Annotated in this window: 24 protein-coding genes and 2 pseudogenes; 9 read left to right on the top strand and 17 right to left on the bottom strand. The window is 51.4% G+C overall.

Translation table 11 applies throughout. The features are described 5' to 3' along the window. Nucleotides 1-88 precede the first annotated feature (88 nt). A complete protein-coding gene (locus QHL1GM_RS19315; protein WP_302847893.1) occupies nucleotides 89-292 on the top strand; it encodes a transposase in 204 nt (67 codons plus the stop codon). A gap of 903 nt (nucleotides 293-1,195) precedes the next feature. Here the strand turns inward: QHL1GM_RS19315 and QHL1GM_RS19145 are convergent. The 3 genes and pseudogenes from QHL1GM_RS19145 to QHL1GM_RS19150 form a co-directional block, all read right to left on the bottom strand. Next, nucleotides 1,196-1,519 (bottom strand): hypothetical protein, encoded by a 324-nt coding sequence (locus tag QHL1GM_RS19145; RefSeq protein WP_139245600.1) that lies wholly within the window; start codon nucleotides 1,517-1,519, stop codon nucleotides 1,196-1,198. Between the two features lie 301 nt (nucleotides 1,520-1,820). Further along, nucleotides 1,821-2,735, bottom strand: a complete 915-nt coding sequence (locus QHL1GM_RS06170) for a hypothetical protein (protein ID WP_071693684.1) — start codon at nucleotides 2,733-2,735, stop codon at nucleotides 1,821-1,823. A 253-nt stretch (nucleotides 2,736-2,988) separates the two neighbouring features. Then, a pseudogene (locus QHL1GM_RS19150) lies at nucleotides 2,989-3,103 on the bottom strand (IS5/IS1182 family transposase); the annotation flags it as partial. 75 nt (nucleotides 3,104-3,178) lie between these two features. Between QHL1GM_RS19150 and QHL1GM_RS06175 the strand changes: the two are divergent. Further along, on the top strand, nucleotides 3,179-3,370 hold the full coding sequence (locus QHL1GM_RS06175) for a helix-hairpin-helix domain-containing protein (protein ID WP_302847852.1): 192 nt from the start codon (nucleotides 3,179-3,181) through the stop codon (nucleotides 3,368-3,370). A 123-nt stretch (nucleotides 3,371-3,493) separates the two neighbouring features. On the opposite strand, the pseudogene QHL1GM_RS19070 reads toward QHL1GM_RS06175, so the two are convergent. Further along, a pseudogene (locus QHL1GM_RS19070) lies at nucleotides 3,494-4,348 on the bottom strand (IS5 family transposase). A gap of 64 nt (nucleotides 4,349-4,412) precedes the next feature. Here QHL1GM_RS19070 and QHL1GM_RS06190 point away from each other — a divergent pair. Continuing rightward, nucleotides 4,413-5,006 carry a LysR substrate-binding domain-containing protein gene (locus tag QHL1GM_RS06190; protein WP_083570981.1) on the top strand — a complete coding sequence of 198 codons (594 nt, stop codon included), beginning with the start codon at nucleotides 4,413-4,415 and terminating at the stop codon, nucleotides 5,004-5,006. A 524-nt stretch (nucleotides 5,007-5,530) separates the two neighbouring features. Here QHL1GM_RS06190 and QHL1GM_RS06195 read toward each other — a convergent pair. After that, nucleotides 5,531-5,914, bottom strand: coding sequence for a histone-like nucleoid-structuring protein, MvaT/MvaU family (locus tag QHL1GM_RS06195; protein ID WP_071693686.1), 384 nt, complete (start codon nucleotides 5,912-5,914; stop codon nucleotides 5,531-5,533). Between the two features lie 1,186 nt (nucleotides 5,915-7,100). Then, nucleotides 7,101-7,952: a hypothetical protein gene (locus tag QHL1GM_RS06200; protein WP_071693687.1), complete on the bottom strand. Its 852-nt coding sequence runs from the start codon at nucleotides 7,950-7,952 to the stop codon at nucleotides 7,101-7,103. A 584-nt stretch (nucleotides 7,953-8,536) separates the two neighbouring features. On the opposite strand from QHL1GM_RS06200, the gene QHL1GM_RS06205 reads away from it, so the two are divergent. Further along, nucleotides 8,537-9,283 carry a hypothetical protein gene (locus QHL1GM_RS06205; RefSeq protein ID WP_139245601.1) on the top strand — a complete coding sequence of 249 codons (747 nt, stop codon included), beginning with the start codon at nucleotides 8,537-8,539 and terminating at the stop codon, nucleotides 9,281-9,283. On the opposite strand, the gene QHL1GM_RS06210 is transcribed toward QHL1GM_RS06205, so the two are convergent. Both QHL1GM_RS06210 and QHL1GM_RS06215 read right to left on the bottom strand, forming a co-directional pair. Then, nucleotides 9,265-10,521 (bottom strand): ISL3 family transposase, encoded by a 1,257-nt coding sequence (locus QHL1GM_RS06210; protein WP_071693058.1) that lies wholly within the window; start codon nucleotides 10,519-10,521, stop codon nucleotides 9,265-9,267. The two genes, QHL1GM_RS06205 and QHL1GM_RS06210, sit on opposite strands and share 19 nt — an antisense overlap. A 7-nt stretch (nucleotides 10,522-10,528) precedes the next feature. Continuing rightward, a complete protein-coding gene (locus QHL1GM_RS06215; RefSeq protein WP_071693689.1) occupies nucleotides 10,529-11,254 on the bottom strand; it encodes an integrase arm-type DNA-binding domain-containing protein in 726 nt (241 codons plus the stop codon). A 488-nt stretch (nucleotides 11,255-11,742) separates the two neighbouring features. Between QHL1GM_RS06215 and nadB the strand changes: the two genes are divergently transcribed. Continuing rightward, the gene (gene nadB / locus QHL1GM_RS06220) at nucleotides 11,743-13,350 is read left to right on the top strand and encodes an L-aspartate oxidase (protein ID WP_071693690.1); all 1,608 of its coding nucleotides are present in this window, start codon (nucleotides 11,743-11,745) and stop codon (nucleotides 13,348-13,350) included. On the opposite strand, the gene QHL1GM_RS06225 is transcribed toward nadB, so the two are convergent. Beyond that, the gene (locus QHL1GM_RS06225) at nucleotides 13,347-13,625 is read right to left on the bottom strand and encodes a hypothetical protein (RefSeq protein ID WP_071693691.1); all 279 of its coding nucleotides are present in this window, start codon (nucleotides 13,623-13,625) and stop codon (nucleotides 13,347-13,349) included. The two genes, nadB and QHL1GM_RS06225, sit on opposite strands and share 4 nt — an antisense overlap. 109 nt (nucleotides 13,626-13,734) lie before the next feature. Then, nucleotides 13,735-14,028, bottom strand: a complete 294-nt coding sequence (locus QHL1GM_RS06230; protein ID WP_071693692.1) for a succinate dehydrogenase assembly factor 2 — start codon at nucleotides 14,026-14,028, stop codon at nucleotides 13,735-13,737. Between the two features lie 206 nt (nucleotides 14,029-14,234). On the opposite strand from QHL1GM_RS06230, the gene QHL1GM_RS06235 reads away from it, so the two are divergent. From QHL1GM_RS06235 to lapB, 3 genes are all read left to right on the top strand, one after another. Beyond that, nucleotides 14,235-14,531: an integration host factor subunit beta gene (locus QHL1GM_RS06235; RefSeq protein ID WP_007113226.1), complete on the top strand. Its 297-nt coding sequence runs from the start codon at nucleotides 14,235-14,237 to the stop codon at nucleotides 14,529-14,531. An 89-nt stretch (nucleotides 14,532-14,620) separates the two neighbouring features. Continuing rightward, complete coding sequence (locus QHL1GM_RS06240; RefSeq protein WP_071693693.1) at nucleotides 14,621-14,926, top strand: lipopolysaccharide assembly LapA domain-containing protein; 306 nt, start codon at nucleotides 14,621-14,623, stop codon at nucleotides 14,924-14,926. After that, nucleotides 14,927-16,132 carry a lipopolysaccharide assembly protein LapB gene (gene lapB / locus QHL1GM_RS06245; RefSeq protein ID WP_071693694.1) on the top strand — a complete coding sequence of 402 codons (1,206 nt, stop codon included), beginning with the start codon at nucleotides 14,927-14,929 and terminating at the stop codon, nucleotides 16,130-16,132. Between the two features lie 19 nt (nucleotides 16,133-16,151). On the opposite strand, the gene pyrF is transcribed toward lapB, so the two are convergent. Then, nucleotides 16,152-16,853 (bottom strand): orotidine-5'-phosphate decarboxylase, encoded by a 702-nt coding sequence (gene pyrF / locus QHL1GM_RS06250; RefSeq protein ID WP_071693695.1) that lies wholly within the window; start codon nucleotides 16,851-16,853, stop codon nucleotides 16,152-16,154. Nucleotides 16,854-17,132: 279 nt separating this feature from the next. Here pyrF and QHL1GM_RS06255 point away from each other — a divergent pair, with 279 nt between their 5' ends. Beyond that, nucleotides 17,133-17,414, top strand: a complete 282-nt coding sequence (locus QHL1GM_RS06255; protein WP_071693696.1) for a ComEA family DNA-binding protein — start codon at nucleotides 17,133-17,135, stop codon at nucleotides 17,412-17,414. Between the two features lie 79 nt (nucleotides 17,415-17,493). Here QHL1GM_RS06255 and prpD read toward each other — a convergent pair whose 3' ends face one another. From prpD to QHL1GM_RS06285, 6 genes are all read right to left on the bottom strand, one after another. Next, the gene (gene prpD, locus QHL1GM_RS06260; protein WP_071693697.1) at nucleotides 17,494-18,990 is read right to left on the bottom strand and encodes a 2-methylcitrate dehydratase; all 1,497 of its coding nucleotides are present in this window, start codon (nucleotides 18,988-18,990) and stop codon (nucleotides 17,494-17,496) included. Nucleotides 18,991-19,044: 54 nt separating this feature from the next. Beyond that, nucleotides 19,045-20,241 carry a 2-methylaconitate cis-trans isomerase PrpF gene (prpF, locus tag QHL1GM_RS06265; protein ID WP_071693698.1) on the bottom strand — a complete coding sequence of 399 codons (1,197 nt, stop codon included), beginning with the start codon at nucleotides 20,239-20,241 and terminating at the stop codon, nucleotides 19,045-19,047. Nucleotides 20,242-20,353: 112 nt separating this feature from the next. Continuing rightward, nucleotides 20,354-22,963, bottom strand: a complete 2,610-nt coding sequence (acnD, locus tag QHL1GM_RS06270) for a Fe/S-dependent 2-methylisocitrate dehydratase AcnD (RefSeq protein ID WP_071693699.1) — start codon at nucleotides 22,961-22,963, stop codon at nucleotides 20,354-20,356. Between the two features lie 67 nt (nucleotides 22,964-23,030). Next, nucleotides 23,031-24,158: a 2-methylcitrate synthase gene (prpC, locus tag QHL1GM_RS06275; RefSeq protein ID WP_071693700.1), complete on the bottom strand. Its 1,128-nt coding sequence runs from the start codon at nucleotides 24,156-24,158 to the stop codon at nucleotides 23,031-23,033. A gap of 177 nt (nucleotides 24,159-24,335) precedes the next feature. Then, the gene (prpB, locus tag QHL1GM_RS06280; RefSeq protein ID WP_071693701.1) at nucleotides 24,336-25,226 is read right to left on the bottom strand and encodes a methylisocitrate lyase; all 891 of its coding nucleotides are present in this window, start codon (nucleotides 25,224-25,226) and stop codon (nucleotides 24,336-24,338) included. Between the two features lie 41 nt (nucleotides 25,227-25,267). Beyond that, entirely contained in the window at nucleotides 25,268-26,008 is a 741-nt protein-coding gene (locus QHL1GM_RS06285; protein WP_071693702.1) for a GntR family transcriptional regulator, read from the bottom strand. Nucleotides 26,009-26,087 lie beyond the last annotated feature (79 nt).

A 26,087-nucleotide genomic window follows, 5' to 3' on the forward strand; every position in this document is an offset into this window, starting at 1 on the left:
TGACTTTAGGATTTTCGTATGCCACACAGCGAATTCGGCCTCGACATTCTCTCTCCGGATAATGTCGCCAGCAGCAACTGGTCAATCCATACCCCACAGCGGATCTAAACATCAGGAGCAATGGTATCACCAATGTAATGTCGTGGAGCGCCTGTTCAGCTGGCTAAAAGAGAAACGCTGGCTCTGTACCCACTATGAAAAGCTGGCCAGTAGCTTCCGGACCATGGCGACACTCGCCTCATCGAGCGTTGTATGCGGGCCAATTTTCAGACAAAATGGCCAACTGACGTGATCCTGCTGGGAGTGGTGACGAATACACGTATACAGCGATGAGCTTCATCTGAGCCAGTCTCTCCTTTGGGGGGCTTCCCGCTTTTTGCGAGCAACGTCTACCAGTTCGTACATGGCAGTTTCCTGCCGCCGGATCATTTCTGCGAGTACCCCGTCTCTTACCTGGCCAGAACAGCTCACCAGCGGCAATTTTGCGAGCAGCGTCTACCACCCTGCCATCGTGGAAAGCTGCCTACAAACAGGGGATTCTGCGAGTCTGGACTACCACTTGGGCAAGACCGCGCCTGTCCGAGACTGTTGAAAAAATGATTTCTTAGAGGGGATGATGCTGTATCTGTCGTTGACAGCCATTGGCAGTATCACTTACGTGATTCTCCCCCACCGGGTCTATTAGAAATACGCTGGCAAGCATATGAGTAATGATCTTTCTAGCGGCTTATATGTAAATACTTGTTGGTGATTTTCTTAATACTTTTAAACTCTCCAACATTGACAGAAATGCTGGGCAGCTTATTGTAATAAAAAACGCTTAATAGCTTTACCCTACCTATATACTCAGCATAAGTAGCTACTGCCTCCCCTCTCTTTAACGCGGCAAAGCCACGTAAATACAGGACCGGACAATGAAAAGCCCGGCAGCAGAGAATTATCTAGATTCCCGGATTAAGTGTGCCTTTCAAAACCGGCCTCGAAGCTTGTTCAAACATCCCAGCAGAGTGAAGGCATAATGAATGTCGACACGGCGCTCATAGCGTATCGCTAATCGCCGCAACCAGGCAAAGGTTTGCTCGACAGCCCAGCGGTGGCGCCCGAGTCGTTGACCCTCTTCCACGCCCCGACGAGCGATACGAGGCTGGATGCCGCGAGCCCAACATGACCGGCGGCAGCGCCGATGATCATAAGCCTAGTCCGTATGAAGCTTTCGAGGGTGGCAACGAGGCCGCACTGGTCGGCCCAATGACACTGGCGGCACGCTATCGAGCAGGGCCGCCAAAGGTACGTTGCCATGCATGTTGACACCCGACAGCAGAATAGCCAACGGAGCGGCCTGACGATCCGTCAGCAGGTGGCGCTTGCTGCCCGGCCTGAACCGGTCCGTCGGGTTGGGGGTCGATGGCCGAGCCCCCTTTTTTGCCGGTACGGATGCGTTATCCATACAGACCCGCTCCCAGTCGAGCTGATCGGCATGGTGGAGACGGTCTAGTAACGCCTGAAGTAGACGTCCCAAACACTTGCCTCCTGCCAGTCGCCCAACAGGTGACGCCTGAGCCGCAGGCAGCGTCTCTCAGGGGATGCCTGAGCGCAGAGCGTACAGGATGAGCCTACAACAGTGCACGGCCCCTTAGAACATTAAAGGGAAAACGCCGATTGGATTCATCTTTGACTAATGACAGAAAGAGCCCCAGAGATTTTATGACGATCCAAACCACTTCTTTACGGGTCCAAACAGTTAGTGTTATATCAGTGAACATGGTCATAACCATAGCCATGCTCACTGACTTTTCTACAGACCCTTATGTACTTTCGTATTAATCGCCGTAATAACCTTTACTAACAAGCTTTCTAATAGCGCTTGTGTTAATCGTGCTAGATGCGTCATTCCAGCCTAATAGATACTCTCCGCCATTCGAGCATGAAAACCATACATTTAAATCATCATTATCCAAAACCTCGTAATCAACTAAGGATTTTAGACCTATATATGCTCTTCTGCCTTTTCTGTATGGTTCATCCAGTTCTAAAAAGCTCTCGACTTTTTTTGCGCATTCCCACAATGTGGGCACTTGCATGGCGCGGACGTTATCTGATGATTCAGTGTGAATCCTTAAATTTAATAGCATTTCATCCTGACCAGAAAAAGGGGCTTTTGAGCCTAACTCAATAAAAAGATAGGAATCCTTCTCTCCATCAATAACAACAGCAGGAACTTCATTAATAGTAAAAATTGAGCCCTGCACCCGTGACCCTTCACAGAAATTCTTAGCATTATCAAATGTCGAGAAGAAGTTCATCTTATCGGTTTTTTTTATCCATGTCGAATGCCAAGCATTTCTTCCTTCAGTCACCGCATATACTAAAGCTGTTTTGTAGGATACAACTTTACTTTCGAGCGGGTAGCATTCATTAGCGCTTATATTTTTAAAGTCTTTATTGGATTTTTTGTTTCCGCCATGAAACTCAAGAAGAAAAGGGTGTTTTGAAGCTGAGCTGGCCAGAGCTTGAAACCTTTTCTCACTGGTCGCTTTTGCTGCAAAGCTAATAAAATCCTCGAACAAATCATAAAGATATTTATAGCTAAAACTGACAATAGCTTTTCGTGTATAAAACTCTTCAAGCTCATTTATAAACACACCGACATTATGCTCAGCAACATCATCGTTGATTTTACTGTTTTTAGCAGTACATCTAGATATCAGGTGATTCTTTATTTTATCTAATTCCATGTCTCATTCCCCTGCTTTACCCGAGGGAGATGTTATATTAAATGCGTATATTTTTATATATTGAATTCGACATGCTTCCCCTTGCTGTCTTCCAGTTCCTTGATGATTCTGGCCGCAGTGGCTCGGCGCCTTGGTTTCGAACAGCACACGCCTTTCATCGGCTACACGCAACATCAGCAGGCGGGTAGCATCAGAGGCGGACAAACCTATCGTTTCTACACTTTGTCTGAAAATAGGCATCATAAGCCAGCTAGATCTTGGTGGTCAGGTCGCCTCGGCTTCGTCCAAGCGCCTGATCTACCGGTTCTCCAGAGCCCTTTTTTACCGTCGCCAGCGGCAGAGCGCATCGCTCGAACCGAGGTGGAATCCGCCATTCAGGTATCGAGACTCATATAGCCATTTTCTCGTAGTGCCAATTCGTTTCCATAGAGATCTATGCCCTGTTGCGCCAAAACTGGCTTTTAAACAATGCCACAGTTGAACAATTGAAAGAATTACCGAACGTTGGGCCAGTGAGAGCCAATCAGATCTTCGATATGCGGCCATGGAGCGGTACGCAAGAGCTTTCACGTGTGAGCGGTTTGGGCGCTGCAAGTGTGCGCAATATCGAAGAAAGCGGGTCGGTTTGCCCCTAATGCGAAGAAAGGAAATTGCAAGGCGAGGACATGGTGGGCCGTTACAGCAGTACTAACCAGTACTGCTGTAATTTGTAAGCTTCGGGGAACCTGACAATGGACAGCGATTAATTCGGACTGGTACTAGGTTCTGTCTGAAAAGTTGGCTCTCATGCATTGCTCAATGCAAGCCAGTGTCACCATGGCCTTGAAGCTACTGGCCAGTTTGTCATAACGCGTATTGAGCCGACGCTTTTCCTTTCAACCAGCCAAATAGACGCTCCACCACGTTACGCTGACGATATTTCGGCCGGTCAAATTGATGCGGAAGGCCAGGCTTTGGGCGTCGATGCATACGGCGCTGCGGAATGATGGGCCGCATGCCGTAACGCGTGCAATAGTGCCGTAGCGCATCACTGTCGTACGCCTTGTCCGCCACGATATACCGGCTGCGTTTTCTTGGTCGGCCCGACCGTCCAGGCAACCGAACCTTCTCTATAAGCCCCGTCAGGAAGGTCGAATCGGCACGCTGGCCTGCTGATAGTGAAAACGTAATGGGAAAGCCTCGACTATCGCATAGTAGGTGTATCTTCGTGGTCAACCCGCCGCGACTGCGGCCGAGCGCATGGTCTACCGGTTCTATAGATCCCCCTTTTTACCAGCACCACTGGCTGACCGAGTTGCTCTAATGGACGTTGAATCCACCATCCATGTATCGAGGTTCATGTAACCATCTTCACGCAGACGTAAATGCAAGCGCGTCAACATCTGCTCGAAGGTGCCATCATCGCGCCACTGTCGGAAGCGCTGATAGACGGTCTTCCAGGGGCCATAACGTTCCGGCAGATCGCGCCATTGCGCACCTGAGCAAAGAATCCACAGAATACCGTTCAGCATCTGGCGGTCGTCCCGGCGAGGACGTCCCATGGTCTGCGGCGGAGAAACGATGTCCTCGATCATCTGCCAACGCTGATCAGAAAGCTCGTAACGGCCGGTCATATCGCCCTCTGCTCAATGAACGGAGATAGCGTAACATTTATGATTTTTCAGACAGAACCTAGGCATCTCTGAAGAACAAGCGGCTACCTACTTGCCAGATCTATTGCCACGCTTTTCGGCACAGTTTCCTCATATTCAGTTAGAGGTACAGTGCGATATCAGTGATGCACTGGTGAAGAGCTTTCAGGAAGGGTTGTTGGATGTTGTGCTGTCGGTAAGACATAAGCCCACTCAATCAGGGCAACTACTCGGTTGGGAGCCAATGGTGTGGGTGATTGCTGAACATGTCCCGTTGGCTCAATGGCTAATACTTCCATTGGCCTTAAACCCCGAAGGCTGCATTTTTCGTGCTCATGCGTTGTCAGCGCTCGGACGTGAGGAAAAACCCTGGGAGCTTCGCTACATTAGCCAATCCCCGACCGGTATTAATGTCCCTGTGCAGAATGGGCTTGCGCTAACCGTTAAGACACCGCGCAGTGTTCCGCCAGGTTGCCGTATCGTGACAGAAGCCGATGGATTACCTGATCTTGGGCATGTCGAAATAGAGCTTCACCAGCGCCCTGGCCATTCCAGTGAAGCCTTACAAGCATTTTGCCAAGCGCTGGAAGCGGTTGTTACCGACCATAATGGTATTGAATGCCTGCACTTAGGGGCTTAGTAAGTCTGTTTATATTCCCCAACCCGATCAGACCTATGATTTTCTCCATCTATTTCCGAGCCAATGTTTTTACGCTTTATGCGAAGTCGGCCCAAGATAAGCTGATAGCTCCTAATATAGGATTGAGAATTTAAAGCAGAAAAGCCGAATCAAGCTCGTGTGGAAGATATTACCAACATCCCAAAACAAGAGGGAAAATTTAAACTCGCAGTGTTGACTGACCCGTTATCCCGGACACCTGAGAGGTGGTCGATGGTAACAAGTTGCCAGGCCAGCTAGCGAATAGGCTGAATTTTCGGGTACTGAAAGTCGTGGAGGACTTTACATGAGAAATAGTGGGTCAGCGGGTCTCCGTATCGATTTAGCTGACGTCAGGTGGCTTGGTTTCTACAGCAGCTGTGCGAAGCAAGACGTAAACCTCACAAGATCATTTGCGACAACGCCAATGGTACTAAACTAGGGAAAAGGTCAAGAGGATTAGCTCCCAATTAAATTGAAAGCTACTCCCCTATATCAATGTGGGCTTATGCTCGCTCTTCCACCACCCAACTAACAACCTCTTCATTGCCAAATTCTGCTTTCCACTCTTGAATCACCTTGTGATTTCCACCACGTGTTTCAACCACGTCACCTGTATGCGGATTCTTATATACCTTCAACAGGCGCTTTTTGCGACCATCTGTACTTACGCCTTTATCGCTTTTGACTGATGTATTTCGATATGACGGATCTAAAATCTCACATACATCACGGGCCAGTTTTCCATGCTCTGTCATCAGAACTTGCAATTTTTCTTTGAACTCAAGCTCCTTCTTGAGTTCGCTATTACCTTCCAGTTCTTGCAGCTCTTCTTGCAACTGCTTTAACATCTGCTCTTTTTTTATGTAATCACTTAATATTGATGCCATTTAACACACTCCAAATATTTAAGGCTTTGCGACGATTTTTCTAGCAAGGATGTATTATATCAATTCTATTTAACTAATCCGATACCTTTTTTCCCATGTCAAAATTTTGCTGATCTCCCTAGCGTGACCTGACGCGATGTAACATATCCGTAAACCGGGCTAGCACCTGCTGCGTGCAATGCCAAGCGCGCTATTGAAGTCTTTTAATTTTTAGCGTTATCGCTGTTTATGCTGTAGGGATGAAAAATATGATATGTGTCGATAACTATAGCTCTCTACGTTTCATCATGTGGAGCTTGCCGGGAGTGGATGAGGTTTCTCGGGAGGAAGCTCATGAGCACTACACATCGAAGTGGGAATATGTTTTTCTCCGCTCGCTTCAAGATCATGAACTTTTGCTAATTAACGAGTTGATTTGTGAGTTTGGGCCAATTTTGCCACGATATCGTACGTTTCAAACGTATGGAGCTGAGCGCCCCTATACACAGGGACGCCCAATAACTCATTTATCTCGTCTCACTACAAAAATTTCAGCCAAAGTGGCTAACTACCCGCAATTTCACAAAAGTGCTCTGCAAAATGACTTTAACATCGCTACGGTGACACGTAACGTTGCTTTTCTTTGGTACACAGAACATTGTGTTCGATATTGATCTCGATACGATGCAAGAAAGTGAAAAAGATTTTATCAATGAGCTAATTTTCGAATTTGGACCGCTCCTCCCAAGCATTTCCCCTCAATCTACATCAGAGGTTGGTGATCCTATCATCTGCGTGTAGCCATTACGCTGATTCAAGCTGAAAGAGCAAGACAGTTGTCGCACATCGGCTCAACCGCCCAATAGCCAGCAGCAAAATCAACTAAATGTTGTGGTAAGCGCGTCTCTATATATGAAATAATTGGCAAACACATCACAAACGCCTAATTTAGTATCTGAAAACCCATTTGATTCATTCCTCAATTGTTGCCAGCTTAATTGTCGCTTCCACTGTATTTGTTTTTCAGCTCAAAGGGTGAACTGTCCCTCCGTATTGCTCTAATGACACTTTCCTGATTGAGTAGCGCTAGACTTTAAAGTCTGAACACTGATCTTACTTTGATACTATTGCATAGGAAAAAATAGCAAAAGGACTTTTTCAAACGCAATTAGTGAACCGTACCGCGAGCCCAAGAGATTCCATATTATCACCTAGGGGCAATGCGCTCCGCGAGCTGAAAGAAAAGAATGAAATCTTGTATCATTGCTTGATATAGCTGTACGTAATTAATATCTTGGACTCGTGTAAAACTTGATTCATTATTTTGATATGTGTCGATGCTTCCGTTGCAGTCATAATCTACGTATGTTGTTTTTACATTTGAATAACGAATGATAGTTAAACAGTCGCTATAATAACCATTTTCAATCAAAATAATGAAAGTTGCTTGTTGATCATGATTTCCAAAAGTAAAATTTACATATTCATCTGTAATTGTTACCAAATCAGTCGACTCTATGAGGTCGCCTATTTGCTCAAGTAGACGACCATTTTGTATAAAAACACCGAGTCGCCCCACATGTCCGGGTTCTTGATATCTCTTGTTTGGTTCGTATCTTCTAGAGATGGGGGTAATGATAGCAAGCTCATCGATTAACCCATCAAACAATGCGATATGTGCCTGCGTAGGACTAACGCTCTGTCGATCGTTTTGGAAGTCTGGATATACACTATCAAGAGCCCCGTCGCAGTTAACATCTATAAAATAAACTTCTTTTTCTCCATCGTTTGTAGAAGAGGAGCTGAAACTGCACACGAAAAGACTGATTTCTTCGCCTATAGGTCTTTTTACTCTCGCTACGCTGTAAGAGCTTGAGTTTAGTGTGAAATTGTATACTTGGCTATCTTCAGTGACCGCAGTAAAAGAATTGGATTCAATGTTTTCTAAAATCACATCGATGCTATCTTCGTTAGAATAAGAATAGACTGATATGGACATCATTAAGATGGCAGCTAAACCACAGGTAACATTGCGCGCAAATCTTCTTTTAATCGACATTGTTCAGTCCTCGTTCCTTATTGCATGTATATTAGCCTCACCGATTATTATGCTTAAGTATCAATATAATTACAGTGTTAACCAATAGTGGCATCAATTTATTGATATACAGAGAATTTCCGTTATCTCATAGTTGTCAGGAATCGCGCAAAGGTATCCGTTGTATGCTGCGACAAACTACGCCACTTTTACAATTTTGACTGACTAATTCTTGAAATTCTCGCAACAAATTATAGTCATGTTAAAATTTTTTAATTTAAATAAAACGAAGTGCTAACTTTTAACAGTTTTACTCTCAAATCTTTTTCAGTCAAGCATCAGGCAACTACTAAAAATAACCAAATCTATTTTAATAAAACATAACAAACACCATTAATTTCTGAATATATTTTTGTAAAAAACCCATGCATCTTTAATCAATAAAACTAGTAAATAAGGCTTTCCTTCAACACTATGAGAAAATTTTAATGGTGTACAATTGCTAGCTTGTATTTTATCTCAACCATGCACTATCTTTATGAAAAGAAACTTGCCGACATGCGAGCAATGAAGATTAAAAATCACATTATTAAAAGGTGAACTCCATGTACATTGAAGCAAGAAAATTAGTTAGAAATGCTAATCAATTCACCAGCTATTCTTTTATATTAATCATCATAATGAGTAGTAACGCGGTAGCCAACAACGAGAATAGCGTCAACTCCTGGAGAGATATGGCCATTACTAACCTATCTAATATAGAGGAAAACCTTGAAATCATTGCACTGCATTTAAAAAACGATCAAGAAGAAATATTAACTTATGATGATGATGGATATTTTTTGTTATTTCACGACACCTACCGTGAACATTTTGGAGCAATTGAAAGCTCTATTATTCATCAAGGAGAAGTTGTTTTAACAAATTGCCTTCAAAAAGAGATATTCCCTGAGATAAGCACAATCATTGATACTAATAATTTTGACGAATCTAAAGTTGAGAAAATGCTGGAATGGGGTAAAACACTTCAAGATGCATTAATAGAGCAAAATTCAAAAATTGACCCGGACATATCTTTTGGGTTGGGGGTGCTAGAAAATATGGTGATTTTGGATTTTTTGACCCCTGACGATCAGTCAGTACCAGAGATACTAAAATCTTTCCAAAAGAACAAATCAATGATTTATGAAGAATATGCCAATGGTCCTGGTGCGATAATCGAAGAAATGGCTTCATTAGAATGCAGTGATCCAAAGATGTTATTTCTGCATTCGCTAATACCGTTAAAACTTCAACTATTTTTTGTACAAGTAATTCAAGGTTCTTCGTCACTTCATGTGGATTTAGCCTGATCGAACAGGCGGCCCACCGGGCTGCCAATCAGGTAGATCATGGCGATGAAGTTAGTCTCGTTCCGATAGCCACGTGCGCGTGACCGAGCCGCCTGAAACAGACCGTTCATCCCTTCCAGTCTTGCGTTCGTCAGTCCCGAGTGCCAGCGCCTAACCACGGCTTCCGCGTGCCGCTCAAGTGTCGCCAAGGCCTTTCCCATCGGCTTCAGTAGTGGCTTTTTAGACACCGCCGTTTGCATGACTTTGAGGTAGTTCGTGATGCGCCACCGAGCCGCTCTGGGCGTTGGGGCCTTCTGGATCCAGCGCAGCTTTTCCTTGATTATCCAGGCGTCGGCCGTGGCGCTCTGATCGGCTACCAACTCCTGGAGCGCCGCCAACTGTGGAGGTTTCAGATTCTCGTTGTCCAGGTTCTTCAGCAGTGCCCAGCGCAGCGACTTAGGGTGTTCCTGCTCGCGGCGCTCTTTCTTGCGTACCTCGTCCAGCCGCTTGGTAAAGGTCTGCACAATATGGAACCAGTCGACCGTTACCTCGGCCTTGGGAAGGTGCTCGGTGATGCCGCTAAGGAAGGCGGGTGACATGTCGCAGACGACCTCGACCACATTGTCCGTATTGCCGCCATGGGTTGTCAGGAAGGCACTAAATGCTTGGATGGCATCCTTGCCGCAGCCTTGAACAGCGAAGATCACCGGTTCCTGCTTGCGCTTCATGTCGAGGAATACCGTGACATAGCGATGGCCGCGCCGGGACGCGGTTTCGTCCACGCCGACCGCCGCCACCTTGGACAGATCCAGTTCCCCCAGCATTCGGCCCACGTAGTGATGCACGATGCGCCATAGTCGTTTGTCGGAAATCTCCAACTGGCGGGAGACGGCCAGCACCGGCATCTCCTTGACCAGTGACATGGCCGCTTGCTCAAACAGCAGGGTGAAGTCGCTGCCCGGCCGCGCCCAGGGCACCTCTATGCGTTTGACGCCATGTTCAGGACACTTCGTGCGAGGCACGCGAGCATGCAGGTAACAGTGATGCTGAAAGAAGTTCAGATGCCGCCAGGTTTTGTCGGCAAAGTCGTGGGCCTGGCAGGTCTTACCGCACTCCGGACAGGGATAGAGACTGCCTCGCTCCGCCTCGACATAGAGATCCAGACGGTGGGGCGACACAGAGGTATCCAGGTGCTGGTTCTTGAGGATCCAGGGCGCTTCTAAGCCCAGGCCGAGAGTTAGAATCTGGGTGCCGTCCATGCCATACCTACTGCCGTTGTGGAGTCCCTATTCTGGCCCAGCTCAGGAGACAAATTCCACACACAACGTCGAAGAGCCTTATTTTTTGGCTCGTGATTGCCGTCATCGGTATATTAGCTAAACCGTAATCATCTACGATATTCATCAGCTTTCGATACGATTCAACAGTAGATGCTGCTAGTCCTTTTCTTCGGTGAGGGCGTAAGCCACGGCTTTGTATTTTATCTTCCATGCACTCCTTCAATGTAGGCCCAACAGCCGTCTTTTTTTGCCTTCTAGCATCTTCTGGGTGTAATCCCTCGCTAATAGCTTCGCGTACTTCCTTGGCTAATTCTACAGCTTTGTCGCGGCTTATATCTTCGCAGTTAGCTATCTTGTAAGTGCGCTCACTAACACCTTTTTTGGGCTTGTAAAAGATTACCCAGCTAGTTCGATGCTTAGGCGTTACCCTTATACAGATCTTTGAGTAACCGTCTCTAGTCTCTTGAAATGTAATAGATTCGTATAAAGTGTATGTGTGCTCTTTGAATTTTATATCACTGCTCAAATTAGCTAGAAATGTCTTGCCAATTTCGGTTTTTACAATCGGATTCTTAGGATTACCTTCAGGTTTGACGAGGTGCTTAATTGCAGGGTTTTTCTTTTTTTTCTTATTTTGCGTTTTATTCTCAATCCCCGATTCGTCTCCAAATATGCTTACGCAGAAACTACATAGTTGGAAATATCGTAGCATATTAATGGAGATTCTGCGGTGATATTTTATGCGTTACTATAAATATTCTCAACGTAGAAAAATGGAAGCAAGCACCTTTTTTGTTTTAATACAGGCATTTATGCCACCACCCTACTTCTCATCTCTCGGTTTTATAACCAGGGGGTTGGTACACCGACAAACTTAAAATCTCTCGGGGGAAACCCCGTGCCGGTTCAAGTCCGGCTCCGGGCACCATTATCTATTGTTCCTCCTCCCCTCCAGCTTTACCCCCTTTAAACGCTTAACTTCCTATATTGGTTATCTTTACGCTGCCCTTTGCTGCGCTCTTTTGCGTACCCGAATATCGCGCCTTGACAGCCCGCACACCACTCATTTCTTACCCCAAAACATCGCTAAACGCTAAGCGCCACGCTATGATGCCTGCCTTCTAACTATTTGCGCTCGGCGAAGCTAGCGACGTTTAGGGTTGGTAATATTTCGGTCAGTATCAAGGGGGAGCGGGCACTATGAGCACGCCAACATCCGATGTACTTATCATTGGCGGCGGCGTCGCTGGGTTAACCCTTGCCTTGGAAGTGGCTGATCACCGGTCAGTGACGCTGGTTCGTCCTGCGCAAGACGATCAAGGCGCCAGCCGCTGGGCTCAAGGCGGCATCGCCGCCGTGCTCTCGCCGGATGACGATCTCGATGCCCATATCAACGACACCTTGGTGGCTGGCGATGGGCTATGTGATATCGAGGCCGTTCGCTTTACCGTTACCCATGGGCCCGCTGCTATCCAGTGGCTGATTGATAAGGGCGTTCCCTTTACACCCGAGCACGACCCTGCCGCACGCTACCCGTATCACCTAACCCGGGAAGGCGGCCACAACGCACGGCGGATTATCCACGCCGATGATGCCACCGGCCGAGCTGTAGTGGACACGCTATTAGACAGCGTTGCCCAGCACCCCAACATAACCCAGCGCAACGATCTAACCGTGGTTGGCTTGTTACAGGATGCCTACGGTGCCTGCCACGGTGCCTATGGCAGCGATACTAACCACCAGTGGCACTCCCTTACTGCGCGCCACACCGTATTGGCCACTGGTGGCGCAAGCGGTCTTTACCGTCACACCACCACGCCTGCCCCTAGCAGCGGTGAAGGCATGATGATGGCTGCAGAGCTGGGTGCTCGGCTAATGAATCTTGAGTTTCAACAGTTTCACCCCACCTGCCTATTTGATCCCGAAGGCCCGGCGTTTTTGATTAGTGAGGCGGTTCGCGGCGAAGGCGGGCATTTGCTCAATGAGGCGGGAGGGCGTTTTATGCTGGCGCTGGATAAGCGCGGCGAGCTAGCCCCCAGAGATGTCGTCGCTCGCGCCATTGATGCCGAAATACAGCGCAGCTCTCTGGGCCATGTGTGGTTAGACATTCGCCATTTAGGTGAACAGGCGATTCACCATCACTTCCCCACTATTCTGGCGCACTGCGCCTCCCGGGGTATTGATATCACCCAGCAGGCTATTCCCGTGGTGCCAGCCGCCCACTATAGCTGCGGCGGTGTCGCCACCAACCTGCAAGGCGCCACCGACGTTGCCAACCTCTATGCCATCGGTGAAACCGCCTGCACGGGGCTGCATGGCGCCAACCGTATGGCCAGCAACTCGCTGCTAGAGTGTTTGGTATTTGCCCGCAGCTGTGCACAGGCGCTGTTAGCCGACGAGAGACCACACGGCCTAACGACCAGCGGTAGCGAATTTCAGTCCCCGACCCAGACTGCAGCAGCCGCCATCCCTAAAGCAGTGCTCAGCGATATACGCCAACAAATGCGCACCACCATGAGCCAGCATGTCTCCATTGTGCGCAGCGCAACAGGGCTAAGCACTGCTCTAGAGAACTTGAAGACACTGCTAAACAGTGTGGAAGAGACTCCGGGGGCTCTGACAGCCCCGGAAGGGAAGCGCTTACACCAGACACTACAGTTAGCAATATTGACAGTTATCGCCGCTCAGCAGCGCCATGAATCACGCGGGCTGCATTACTCCACCGACTGGCCCCACCAACTGCCTAAAGCCATTGCCTCTTCGCTTTCGATAAACGATTTAACAGTCGCATTAGAAAAAAACCGTTAGTGCCCAGGACTATGGAACAACTGCCTTACTTCACGCAGGCTTTCTTGAGGCGCACTATCTGGACAGAGCCAAACCCGCTGTTTACCCACATAAAGCCCTATTAACCAGGGCCCTAAATAATCACAGCGCACCTGATGTGCTTCACCAAGCACCCCGCCTTGCATAAGTGCGGCCTCTGTTGGCTGTGGTTCGCGCAGCCAACGACCTTGAACTTGTGACGCCGTCGAGGTTAGCGAGAGCACGCCTTTGGGTTGATGAAGATAGCCGCGCCACATAGCGGCACCGCCTAACACAACTATCGCAACAGCTGCGGGGGTTCCCACAACCCAATAACTTAGCGCCACTACCCCTACAAACAACCCACATTGGGCTAGCAGCCAAAATCTAGAGGGTACGATAGGCAGAATTATCGGTGGTTTCAGCATGTTCAACGATCATTTGTACGATACGGCGCTGGCTAGCCTCCTCGGGCCAGTCTCGGTGCATCAGCCAGACAAACAGATCCTGATCCTCACCTTCAATAAGCTGCTGGTAGGCCAGTTGATCCGCTTCGCTAAGATGGTCAAAACGCTGTTCAAGAAATGGGATAAGCAGCAGATCAAGCTCCCACATGCCGCGCCGGGAGTGCCAGTAAAGCCGTTTGCGCAAAATGGCCGCTGGGGAATTGTCGTCGTTCAACGTCAGCCGCTCCGATCTAAGAAATGAACACCCAGTATACCTAAGCTGTGGGGTCGCGCCAGAGCGCTCCATCGCCTATGCTGTTAATGAGTCTAGAACCTTGTTTTATCTGAATTGTTTTATACTGAATTGCGCAGTATGCTGAATTTGATGTTAGTGAGGTCGAGAGCGCGTCACGGCCTTCAATGTTCGCAGGGAGCCAACCGATGACTAAATCAGAATTAATCGAACAAATTGCGATGCGTCAGCCGGAGTTGTCCGCCAAAGATGTTGAAACGGCGGTGCGTATTATCCTGGACGATATGACGGATTCTCTTTCTAGCGGTGGTCGCGTTGAGATCCGTGGTTTCGGCAGTTTTTCACTGCACTACCGGGAGCCGCGGGTAGGGCGCAATCCAAAAACAGGCGACGCAGTTGATCTGGAAGGCAAGTATGTGCCGCACTTCAAGCCTGGTAAGGAGCTACGCGAGCAGGTAGACGCTAGTCGAGCACTCGGCTACTAAAATGCGACTATTAATTTCTGCGGGATGACGTCGCCGCTCGAGTCGTACACAATAGCGCTACCGTGAACGTCACAGACTAGGAAACTCACATGCGTTGGATCAAAGGGCTGATTTTAGCCGTTATTTTGCTGATAGTAGTGCTGGTAGGTATTTTGTTTGCCGTTAATAATCAGCAAACCATTGCCTTAAACCTTATTTGGCTGGAGCTACCAGCGGTATCGCTCTCTGTTTGGCTGCTCGCGACATTGGTGTTTGGCGTCTTACTGGGCATGCTCGCCATGCTAGGCGTCTACGTGCGATTAAAAGCAACCCTGGCCCGCAGTGAGCGACACAATAAGCAACAGCGTAAAGAGCTCGATAACCTGCGCACCCGGGAGTTTAAGGAACTGGCATAAATGCTGGATGTCGCGCTGCTAAGCGTACTGTTGGTCGCCATTGCCATTGGTTACGGGTTAGGTTATCGCCAAGCCGGACGCCGCCGACATCGTTCCCAACCGCCCGCGACCTCGTCGCAGGCGCTCTCCCGGGATTACTTTGTCGGGCTTAACTACCTGCTAAATGAGCAGCCCGACGAAGCGATTAATACGTTTATCAACGTGCTTGCGGTCAACAGCGACACGGTTCATACCCATATCGCCCTCGGCAAACTGTTTCGCGCCCGCGGCGAGGCCGACAAAGCGGTCAGCATTCACCAAAATCTGCTAGCACGACCCTCTCTTTCCCAGCACACCAACGAACAAATCCAGCTAGAGCTTGCCCGGGACTTTATGGCCCTCGGTGTTCATGATCGCGCACAGCGGCTACTCGATACGCTGTTGGAACACAGCAGAGATGATGATCACCGCTATGCGGCTAAGCAGCTGCTCATTGATTTATTAGAGCGCGAAAAAGCGTGGCAGCAAGCCGTCGACGTTATCCAACCGCTGCTTAAACAGTATCCTAAGATGCGTCGCCCCGCTGCTCATTGGCTATGCGAGCTGGCGTTAGAGGAAATCAACCAAGCCAGTCGGCCAATGGCGAAAAAGCACCTCAAGAAAGCCCTGCAACTGGATGAAAAATGCGTTCGCGCCACCCTGCTGCTGGCCGAATTAGAGATGGACAACGGACACTATGCTCGCGCTATTGAGCGATTAGACAACATCCCAGGGCAAGAGCTAGCGCACATTCCCACTATGCTACCTGCCCTCAAGCACGCCTATTTGCGCAAAAATGATGAAGCGGGTTACGAAGCCCACCTATATCGGCTACTTGAGCAAGCGCCTTACACCAGTACTATTATTGCCCTGGGGCAGCTCGTTCATCGGCGTGAAGGCGTCGACAAAGCGATTGAGTTGATCGGCGAACGTCTGCGCGCCATGCCGAGCTTAGGCGGGCTGGATTATTTGATCGATCTATATATTGAAAGCCAGCGGCTTAGCGGAAAACCTTCCCCGGATACGCGCCTGCTACTGCTAAAACATCATACCGATGCGCTGCTGCTTAACCGTACGCGTCATCGCTGCCAACGCTGTGGCTTTGCCAGCGACGCATTACAGTGGCAGTGCCCCAGTTGCCGCTTCTGGGGTACGATCAAGCCGGTCATTGGCGTCGAGGGCGAATAGTTTCGCCAAGCAGAGGTATTCAGCGAGCCTCTAATTCCGCCTCAATCGCCTCAAGCGCTACCATGGGGTCATCAGCCTGAGTAACGGGGCGACCGATTACCAGGTGGCTACTTCCCGCCGTAATGGCCTCGCTGGGGCTCATCGTTCGCTGCTGGTCATTAGCAACTGCAAAGCTAGGCCGAATACCGGGGGTAACCTTCAAGAACGACTCACCGCATAGCGTTTTGATCCGCGCAGACTCCTGTGCCGAGCAGACCACCCCTTGCAAGCCACTCTGCTTCGCCAGCAGCGCTAAGTGCTCTACGTGCTCGGCCAGCGGGGCCTTGATACCTAACTCTGCCAAGTCGTCGGCCTGCATACTGGTCAATACGGTAACGGCGATTAAATGGGTCGTTAGGGCGTGTTGATCCAGACGTTGAACAGCTGCTTCCATCATCCGGCGCCCGCCGCTGGCATGTACGTTGACCATCCACACGCCTTGCTCTGCCGCCGCCTGCACTGCGCTGGCAACGGTATTGGGAATATCGTGAAATTTAAGATCCAGAAATACTTCAAACCCGCGCCCATGGAGCGCCTCAAGCACCGCAGGGCCGCTGCGGGTAAACAGCTCTTTACCTACTTTCACACGGCATCGGGCGGGATCCAACTGATCAGCCATGCAAAGCGCGGCGTCTAGCGACGGGTAATCAAGGGCAATAATAATCGGGGAATCGGTGGCCACAACGTTGCTCCAAATACGTTTTGTCCATTATATCAGCCTCTCCCTACTCCTCGCGCCCCCGCATGCAAGCTGCATGTAAGCCATTTGCCATATGTCCGTCGTTAAAAACTTACAACTGCTGTCATAGATCTCTTACAGAAACACGTTTTCAATAAAGCTAAGTTAGTAATGCATTGGCGTTTAACTTGCTCATTATTAACTCGGGCACTTGTAAAAACCTCTACGCAACACCGCCTGTGCAATCCAAGTAACCTAACGTTATTAAAAGGATCATTGCAGATGAACATGACACTTAAAGGGATATTGGCCGCACTACTTCTTAGCATTAGCTTAGGGTTTTCCAGTGGTGTGCTGGCCCAAGAGGTAGCCCCGATTAACGTCAATACTGCCGATGCGGAACTGCTAGCCGAACTACCGGGGATTGGCCCCAGTCGAGCCGACGCGATCATTGAAGAGCGCGAAGCCAATGGCGCCTTTGAAAGCGCTGCAGATCTTGAGCGCGTCAATGGCATTGGCCCTGCCACCGTTGACCGGATGCGCGATCAAGTGATATTTGAATAGCCTCATTGGAAAACACTTCTTCCGGTAACCGCCACAATGCCCGGTGTGTATAAGCACCAGGCATTGTGGATAGCACGCTTTAAATCATCCACATATCCATAAATTTGTGTACTGGCAACGCTTCAAGCGTTGACTGCTGGCTGCATATTTCGGCAATTGCTTGGCAACGACTTATCGGAAAGCGGGTTGCCAGATTGCGCTCAAACTTTTCAACCAATAGCGGCATTCCCTCTTCCCGACGACGTCGATGGCCTACCGGATACTCCACGACGACTTTATCGGTCGCACTCCCATCGCTGAAAAACACCTGCACTGCATTTGCAATGGAGCGCTGTTCAGGATCATGGTACGCCGCCGAATACTCGGCGTTTTCTTCTACCACCATCTTATTACGCAGCTCATCTATCAGCGGATGCTCCACGTGAAAGCTATCTTCATAGTGCTCAGCGGTAAGCGAACCAAAGATAAGCGGCACCGCTGTCATGTATTGCAGGCAGTGGTCGCGATCGGCAGGATTAGCGAGTGCGCCGGTTTTGGAAATAATCCGAATAGCCGAATCGTGGGTGGTGAGTACGATCTTATCGATCTCGGCTAAGCGATCCTTCACCTGCGGGTGGAGCGTCACGGCGGCTTCGCAGGCGGTCTGGGCGTGAAATTCAGCCGGGAAGGAGATCTTAAACAGTATGTTCTCCATCACGTAGCTGCCAAACTCACGCTGAAAGCGCAAGCGGCGCTCTGCTTCTGGCTTGAGGCTTAAATCTTTATTGGCGTGGCTAAACAGCACATCATAGAAGCCCCATTGGGGCGCCGACAGCGCGCTGGGAATACCCATTTCACCGCGCAGGGCGATATCCGCTAAACGCACGCCTCTTGAAGTTGCATCGCCTGCGGCCCAGCTTTTCCGCGAACCAGCGTTGGGCGCATGACGATAGGTACGCAGGCTCTGGCCATCCACCCAGGCGTGGGAGAGCGCCGAAAGCAACTGCTCGCGATTGGCGCCCAACAGCTTGGCGGCCACCGCCGTAGACGCGACTTTCACCAGCACCACGTGATCGAGGCCAACGCGATTGAAGCTATTCTCCAGCGCCAGCACGCCCTGAATCTCATGGGCCATGATCATGGCGTTGAGCACATCGCGCATCACCAGGGGCGCTTCGCCTTGAGCGACCCGTTGCTGGGAAAGATGGTCGGCAACGGCGAGTATCCCTCCAAGATTATCGGAGGGGTGGCCCCACTCGGCGGCAAGCCAGGTGTCGTTATAATCCAACCAGCGGATAATACAGCCGATATCCCACGCCGCCTTAACTGGGTCGAGGCGTAGCGAAGTGCCCGGCACTCGCGCGCCAAACGGCACTAAAGTGCCTTCCACTATCGGCCCAAGATGCTTGGTACATTCAGGGAAACGTAGCGCCAACAGGCCGCAGCCGAGCGTATCCATTAAGCAGTAGCGGGCGGTTTCCAATGCCTCATCGGACGCCACCTGATAATTGAGTACGTAGTCGGCAATAGCCTGTAACTCAGGGTCATAATCCGGGCGTTCGTTGGCTTCGGATGTGGCGGACGATCTAGAAGACATAGCGCTCTCTCCTGCTGTTGAATCACCTACTCAGTATGGCCCAAGGAACGCGTCCTAAAAGCTGTTACCAGGAATTCTTACAAATCCTTCCATCAATACCCGGGCGCTGCGGCTCATCACCGCCTGTTCGATATGCCAACGCCCTTCTAACAAGCTTGCTTCAGCGCCAACCCGCAGGCTGCCGGAGGGGTGCCCGAAGGTGACCTCGCTTCGCTTACTACCACCGGCGGCCAGATTCACTACCGTGCCCTCAATAGCTGCTGCAGCAGCAATGGCAACGGCGGCGGTACCCATCATGGCGTGGTGCAATTTGCCCATAGAGAGCGCTCGTACCAGCAGATCGATATCAGACGCCTGTACGTTTTTACCGCTCGATGACACGTAATCCGCTGGCGGCGCTACGAAAGCGACTTTGGGAGTGTGCTGTCTTTTACCCGCTTCGCTGACATCACTGATAAGCCCCATACGCACAGCGCCATGGGCACGAATGGTTTCAAACATCTCAAGCGCCCGGCTGTCGCCATTGATGGCATCCTGCAGCTCGGCGCCGGTATAGCCAATGTCGGCAGCGTTAATAAACACGGTGGGAATACCGGCATTAATCAGAGTGGCTTTCAATATCCCCACGCCTGGAACGTCCAGTTGGTCAATAAGATTACCAGTAGGAAAAATGGCCCCCTCGCCATCGGCCGGATCCATAAAGGCCACCGGAATCTCGGCGGCGGGAAAGGTCACGCCATCTAGCTCAAAATCACCGGTCTCCTGCACTTCGCCATTGACGATAGGCACCCGTGAGACGATGGTTTTCTGGATATTCACCTGCCAAATGCGTACCTCGACCACCCCGTTATCAGGAATACGTGCAGGGTCAACCAGACCATTGGCAATCGCAAAAGGGCCGACCGCCGCGGAGAGGTTGCCGCAATTACCGCTCCAATCCACATAGGGCTTGTCGATAGAGACTTGACCAAACAGGTAATCCACATCGTGTTCGGCTGACTCACTTTTAGACAAAATGACCGTCTTGCTGGTACTAGACGTCGCCGCCCCCATCCCATCAATCTGCTTTTCGTAGGGATCGGGGCTACCGATTACGCGCAGAAGCAACTGATCCCGCGCTACGCCGGGCTGCTGGGCCGCTTCGGGTAGATCGCTGAGTTTAAAAAATACGCCCTTACTGGTGCCGCCGCGCATATAGGTGGCAGGAATTTTTATCTGCGGCACATGTTTGTTTTGAACTGACTCGCTCATTATTACCACTCCTAAAAATAACCCGGTGATCTAAGCCTGATTCGAAAAACTAGGTTCGAAAAGCTAGGTTCGAAAAGCTAAAGACACCGGGTTCTTTTGGTCAGCTAGTTGTTTAAGCCGCCGACGATTCGAGGAAGTCCTGGGCAAAGCGCTGCAGTACGCCACCGGCGGTGTAGATAGACACCTCTTCGGCGGTATCCAAACGGCACTTCACCGCAACCTGCTCGCTTTCACCATTGTGGCGGTGGATCACCAGGGTGAGCATTGCCCCTGGCGAAACGGCGCCTTCGACATCAAAGGTTTCGGTGCCATCCAGACCGAGTGTCATGCGAGTAGTACCCGGCTCAAACTCCAAAGGCATCACCCCCATACCGATCAGGTTGGTGCGGTGAATACGCTCAAAGCCTTCCGCGGCAATCGCTTCTACTCCTGCCAGTGCCACGCCTTTGGCCGCCCAGTCACGTGAGGAGCCCTGGCCGTAATCCGCACCGGCAATAATGATCAGCGGCTGCTTACGCGCCATATAGGTTTCAATCGCTTCCCACATGCGGGTCACTTCGCCTTCCGGCTCTACCCGCGCCAGCGAGCCCTGCTTTACCTTGCCGTCGGCGTCGCGCACCATCTCGTTGAACAACTTCGGGTTGGCGAAGGTGGCGCGCTGAGCCGTCAGGTGGTCGCCGCGATGGGTGGCGTAGGAGTTGAAGTCCTCCTCCGGCAGGCCCATTTTGGCCAAGTATTCGCCCGCTGCGCTGTTCAACTGAATCGCGTTGGAAGGCGACAGGTGGTCGGTAGTGATGTTATCCGGCAGTATCGCCAGCGGTCGCATGCCTTTAAGAGTACGCACCTTGGCCATATTGCCCTCCCAGTATGGAGGACGGCGGATATAAGTGCTCTGGGGCCGCCAGTCATACAGTGGGCTGACCTGGGCACGAGCGCTCTTATCCAGATCAAACATGGGAATATAGGTCTGGCGGAACTGCTCCGGCTTCACCGACGATTTGACGATCGCGTCGATCTCTTCATCTGCTGGCCAGATATCCTTCAACGTGACGGGGTTCCCCGCCTGATCCACACCCAGGGCGTCTTTTTCGATATCAAAGCGAATGGTGCCCGCAATGGCGTAGGCGACCACCAACGGCGGTGACGCCAGAAAAGCCTGCTGGGCATGGGGATGGATACGACCATCGAAGTTACGGTTGCCAGAAAGCACGGCGGTCGCATAGAGATCACGCTCAATAATCTCCTGCTGGATTTTTGGATCCAGCGCCCCAGACATACCGTTACAGGTGGTGCAGGCGTAGGCCACCACACCGAAGCCGAGATTTTCAAGCTCGCTCATCAAACCGGCTTCTTCCAGGTACATCTTGACGGTTTTAGAGCCCGGCGCCAGCGACGACTTCACCCACGGCTTACGCAGCAGACCCAACCGATTGGCATTACGGGCGATCAGCCCGGCCGCGACCATATTGCGCGGGTTGGAGGTATTGGTGCAGCTGGTAATGGCGGCGATGATAACCGCGCCATCGGGCATTCTGCCCGCCTTCTCCTCTTCCCGCGCAGCCTCAAGCCCCACCGCAATGCCACGTTGGGCAAGCTCTGAAGTGGGCAAATGAGCGTGAGGATTGGAGGGCCCGGCCAGGGTGCGAGTTACCGACGAGAGGTTAAAGGTCAGCACCCGCTCGTACTCAACCTCAGTCAGGCTGTCTGACCACAGGCCGGTGTGCTTGGCATAGGTTTCCACCAGCGCCACCTGCTCATCTTCACGGCCGGTAATTTTCAGGTAATCGATGGTTTGGCCGTCGATATAGAACATCGCCGCGGTCGCGCCGTACTCGGGAGTCATATTGGAGATAGTGGCGCGATCACCCACGGTGAGCGCGTCGGCACCTTCGCCATAAAACTCCAAGTAAGCGCCCACTACCCGCTCTTTACGCAGGAACTCGGTAATCGCCAGCACCATATCGGTGCCTGTAATCCCTGGCTGCAGCTTGCCGGTCAGCTCCACGCCGACGATATCCGGCAAGCGCATCATGGAGGCGCGACCTAGCATGACGCTTTCGGCTTCCAGACCACCCACGCCCACCGAGATGACGCCCAGGGCATCGACCATGGGGGTATGGCTATCGGTGCCTACACAGGTATCCGGGTAGGCAATGCCGTCACGGTTTTGCACCACCGGCGACATCTTCTCCAGATTGATCTGGTGCATGATGCCGTTGCCGGGGGGAATCACATCGACGTTCTCAAAGGCCGTTTTAGTCCAGTTGATAAAGTGGAAGCGGTCATCGTTACGGCGATCTTCAATGGCGCGGTTTTTCTCGAAGGCGCCCTCTTCCGACCCTGCGTGCTCCACCGCCAGTGAGTGATCGACAATCAGTTGGGTGGGCACTACAGGATTAACCTTGGCGGGGTCGCCGCCCTTCTCGGCAATGGCGTCGCGCAGCCCGGCCAAATCGACCAGTGCGGTCTGACCGAGGATATCGTGGCAAACGACACGCGCCGGGTACCAAGGAAAATCCAGGTCGCTTTTGCGCTCAATTAGCTGTTTTAACGCATCGGTGAGCAATTCAGGATCACAGCGGCGCACCAACTGCTCGGCCAGCACGCGTGAGGTATAGGGCAACTGCGCATAGGCACCGGATTGGATATCTTCCACCGCCTCGCGAGCATCAAAAAACTCAAGCTCTGTGCCAGGCAGGGGTTTACGGTATTGGGTATTCATAGCAGGCAGACTCACAAGAAGGGGCTGAAAAAAAGCCCGGTTGCCAAGCCACCGGGCATCACGCAGGTCAGTCTCGCGCTTCTATCGGCACCCACTCGCTCTTCTCGGGGCCTGTGTAATCGGCGCTGGGGCGAATGATGCGGTTGTTAGCGCGCTGTTCAAATACGTGGGCCGCCCAGCCGGTCAGCCGCGAGCAGACAAAAATCGGCGTGAACAGCTTGGTGGGTATATCCATAAAGTGATAAGCGCTGGCGTGGAAGAAATCCGCGTTACAGAACAGTTTCTTCTCCCGCCACATTACTGCTTCAACCCGCTCGGAAACCGGGTAAAGCACCGTGTCGCCCACATCGTCAGAGAGCTTTTTAGACCAGTGCTTGATAATCGCGTTGCGTGGGTCGGACTCACGATAAATCGCGTGGCCGAAGCCCATGATTTTATCCTTACGCTCCAACATGCCCATGATTTTGCTTTCTGCTTCTTCTGGCGACTGCCAATCCTCGATCATCGCCATGGCCGCTTCATTGGCGCCGCCATGCAGGGGGCCGCGCAGCGAGCCAATCGCCCCAGTTACGCAAGAGTGCATATCCGAAAGCGTCGAGGCGCATACCCGAGCGGTAAAGGTGGAGGCGTTGAACTCATGCTCGGCGTAGAGAATCAGCGATACGTTCATGACCCGCGCATGTAGTTCAGAAGCGGGCTCGCCGCGCAGCATATGAAGGAAGTGGCCGCCTACCGAGTCATCATCCGTTTCGGTTTCGATGCGAACGCCGTCGTGGGAGAAGCGGTACCAGTAGCAAATAATTGAGGGCAACACCGCCAGCAGCCGATCCGCAACGTCCTGCTGCTGATCAAAATTCTCCTCGGTTTCTAGATTGCCCAGCATTGAAGTGCCGGTGCGCATTACATCCATCGGGTGGGCATCTTTAGGAATTTGCTCAAGCACCGTTTTCAGTGCATCGGGCAAACCGCGCAGGCTTTTGAGCTTGCTGATGTAGTGATCTAATTCGCCCTGGTTGGGCAGCTTGCCTTTTAACAGCAGGTAAGCAACCTCTTCAAATTTGGCTTTTTCGGCGAGCTCTTTAATATCAAATCCGCGGTAGGTCAGGCCTGAACCTGTTTTACCTACCGTACACAGCGCGGTGGAACCGGCGCTCTGGCCACGCAGTCCTGCACCTGTTGCGGGTTTATCAGCCATGGTGTGTCTCCTAACTCTGCTTTTATTTTAAATTGTGTTTTTCATTTAACTTTTGACAAAGCTGCCTCGGTGAGAGGACAGGTTTCCGCGAGGGCGCTGTAAACCCATCCCTGGGCGCTACTTTTGTCATCCATGACAAAAGACCCTCGCTTCAACCAGCCCTCTCACCAGCTGGCTTTACTGATCGTCGCCTTTTTCGGCAAACAGGGCGTCCAGTTTCTGCTCAAAGTCGTGGTAGTTCAGAAAGTCGTAGAGCTCGTCGCGGGTCTGCATGATAGGCACGACGTCTTTTTGATGGCCGTTGTCGAGGATGCTTTGATAGACCTGCAGTGCCGCGGCGTTCATAGCGCGGAACGCGGAGAGCGGGTAAAGCACCATGCGGCAGCCGACATCGCCTAACTCAGATTGGGTAAACAGCGGAGTAGCGCCGAACTCGGTGATGTTAGCCAAAATGGGCGCGTTGACCCTTTCACAGAAAGCCTTGTAATCATCCAGGGTGTGAACCGCTTCGGCGAAGATGGCATCTGCCCCCGCCTCAACGCAGGCGTTGGCCCGCTCAATGGCCGCATCAAGGCCCTCTTTTTGAAACGCATCGGTGCGGGCAATCAAATAGAAGTCGGGATCAATCTTGGCATCGGCGGCGGCTTTGATACGGTCAACCATCTCCTGCTGGGAGACAATCGCCTTATTGGGGCGGTGTCCACAGCGCTTTTGCGCCACCTGGTCTTCCATATGCACCGCGGCCACGCCAGCGCGCTGCATCTCTTTCACGGTGCGGGCGATATTAAAGGCGCCGCCCCAGCCGGTATCGATATCCACCAGCAACGGCAGCTCGGTAGCGCCGCAGATACGGTGGGCATCTTCTACCACGTCATTCATGGTCGTCATGCCCAGATCCGGCAAGCCGAACGAGGCGTTGGCAACCCCGCCACCGGAAAGGTAAATGGCTTGATGGCCTACTTTGTCGGCCATTAGCGCTGTATAGGCATTAATGGTGCCTAAGATCGGCAGCGGGCGGTTAGCCTCAAGCGCGGCCCGAAATCGGGCGCCGGGAGTCATCTGGGACATGGGACGTTTCTCCTGCTGTAGTGATGATATGCTGTTTTGTTTTAGCTTTGTGACTGGGACGCTGATTGTTCTAGGGTCGCTGCATAGCGATCCGCCACATTGGCCCGGGAGGCGCTAACATGGCGGCGCATGAGCAACTCGGCCAGCTCCGCATCGCCGGCTTCAATGGCATCGACAATGCGATGGTGCTCCACAAAGGCGCGCTGTGGTCGCGTGCCACTGGCACTGAACTGGGTGCGATAAAGACGCACAAGGTAGTAAAGGTCGTCGCAGAGCAGGTTCATGAGCATTTTGTTGTGGCTGCCCTGAACGATGCAGTAGTGAAAATCGAGATCGCCTTCGCGCTGGTAGTAAGCTTCGCCACGCTTTAAATCCGCCTGACCTTCGTGCAGCGCCAGCACATCCCGTAAACCCTGCACCTCTTCCGGTGACATATGCTCCGCCGCCAGGCGCGCCGCCATACTTTCCAAGGCTTCACGCAGGTCAAACAGCTCTAAAAGCTCTTTCATCGAGAGCTTAACCACACGCGCGCCCACATGGGGAACCCGCTCGATCAGGCGGTGGGCTTCCAGGCGGCGCATCGCCTCGCGCAGCGGGCCCCGTGAAATACCGTAGGTTTTAGACAATCCCGGCTCGGTGATCTTACTGCCGGGAGCCAGCTCGCCGCGTACGATGGCATCCTGCAACTGATGAAATACCCGCTCGGCGAGCGTGCGTACTTCAGGGGTTGCCATTTCGTGCAGCGAGGTATCGGAATAAGAAGAAGAAATGGGTAAGCTCATGGCGAATTGTCGACAATTAGAAACATAGCGAAACTTTAGCCCCGCGAGCCACAGCCGTCAACCTGCTTATAAAGCGACT

It is taken from the genome of Halomonas sp. QHL1 (assembly GCF_001882345.1).
Classification (GTDB): domain Bacteria; phylum Pseudomonadota; class Gammaproteobacteria; order Pseudomonadales; family Halomonadaceae; genus Vreelandella.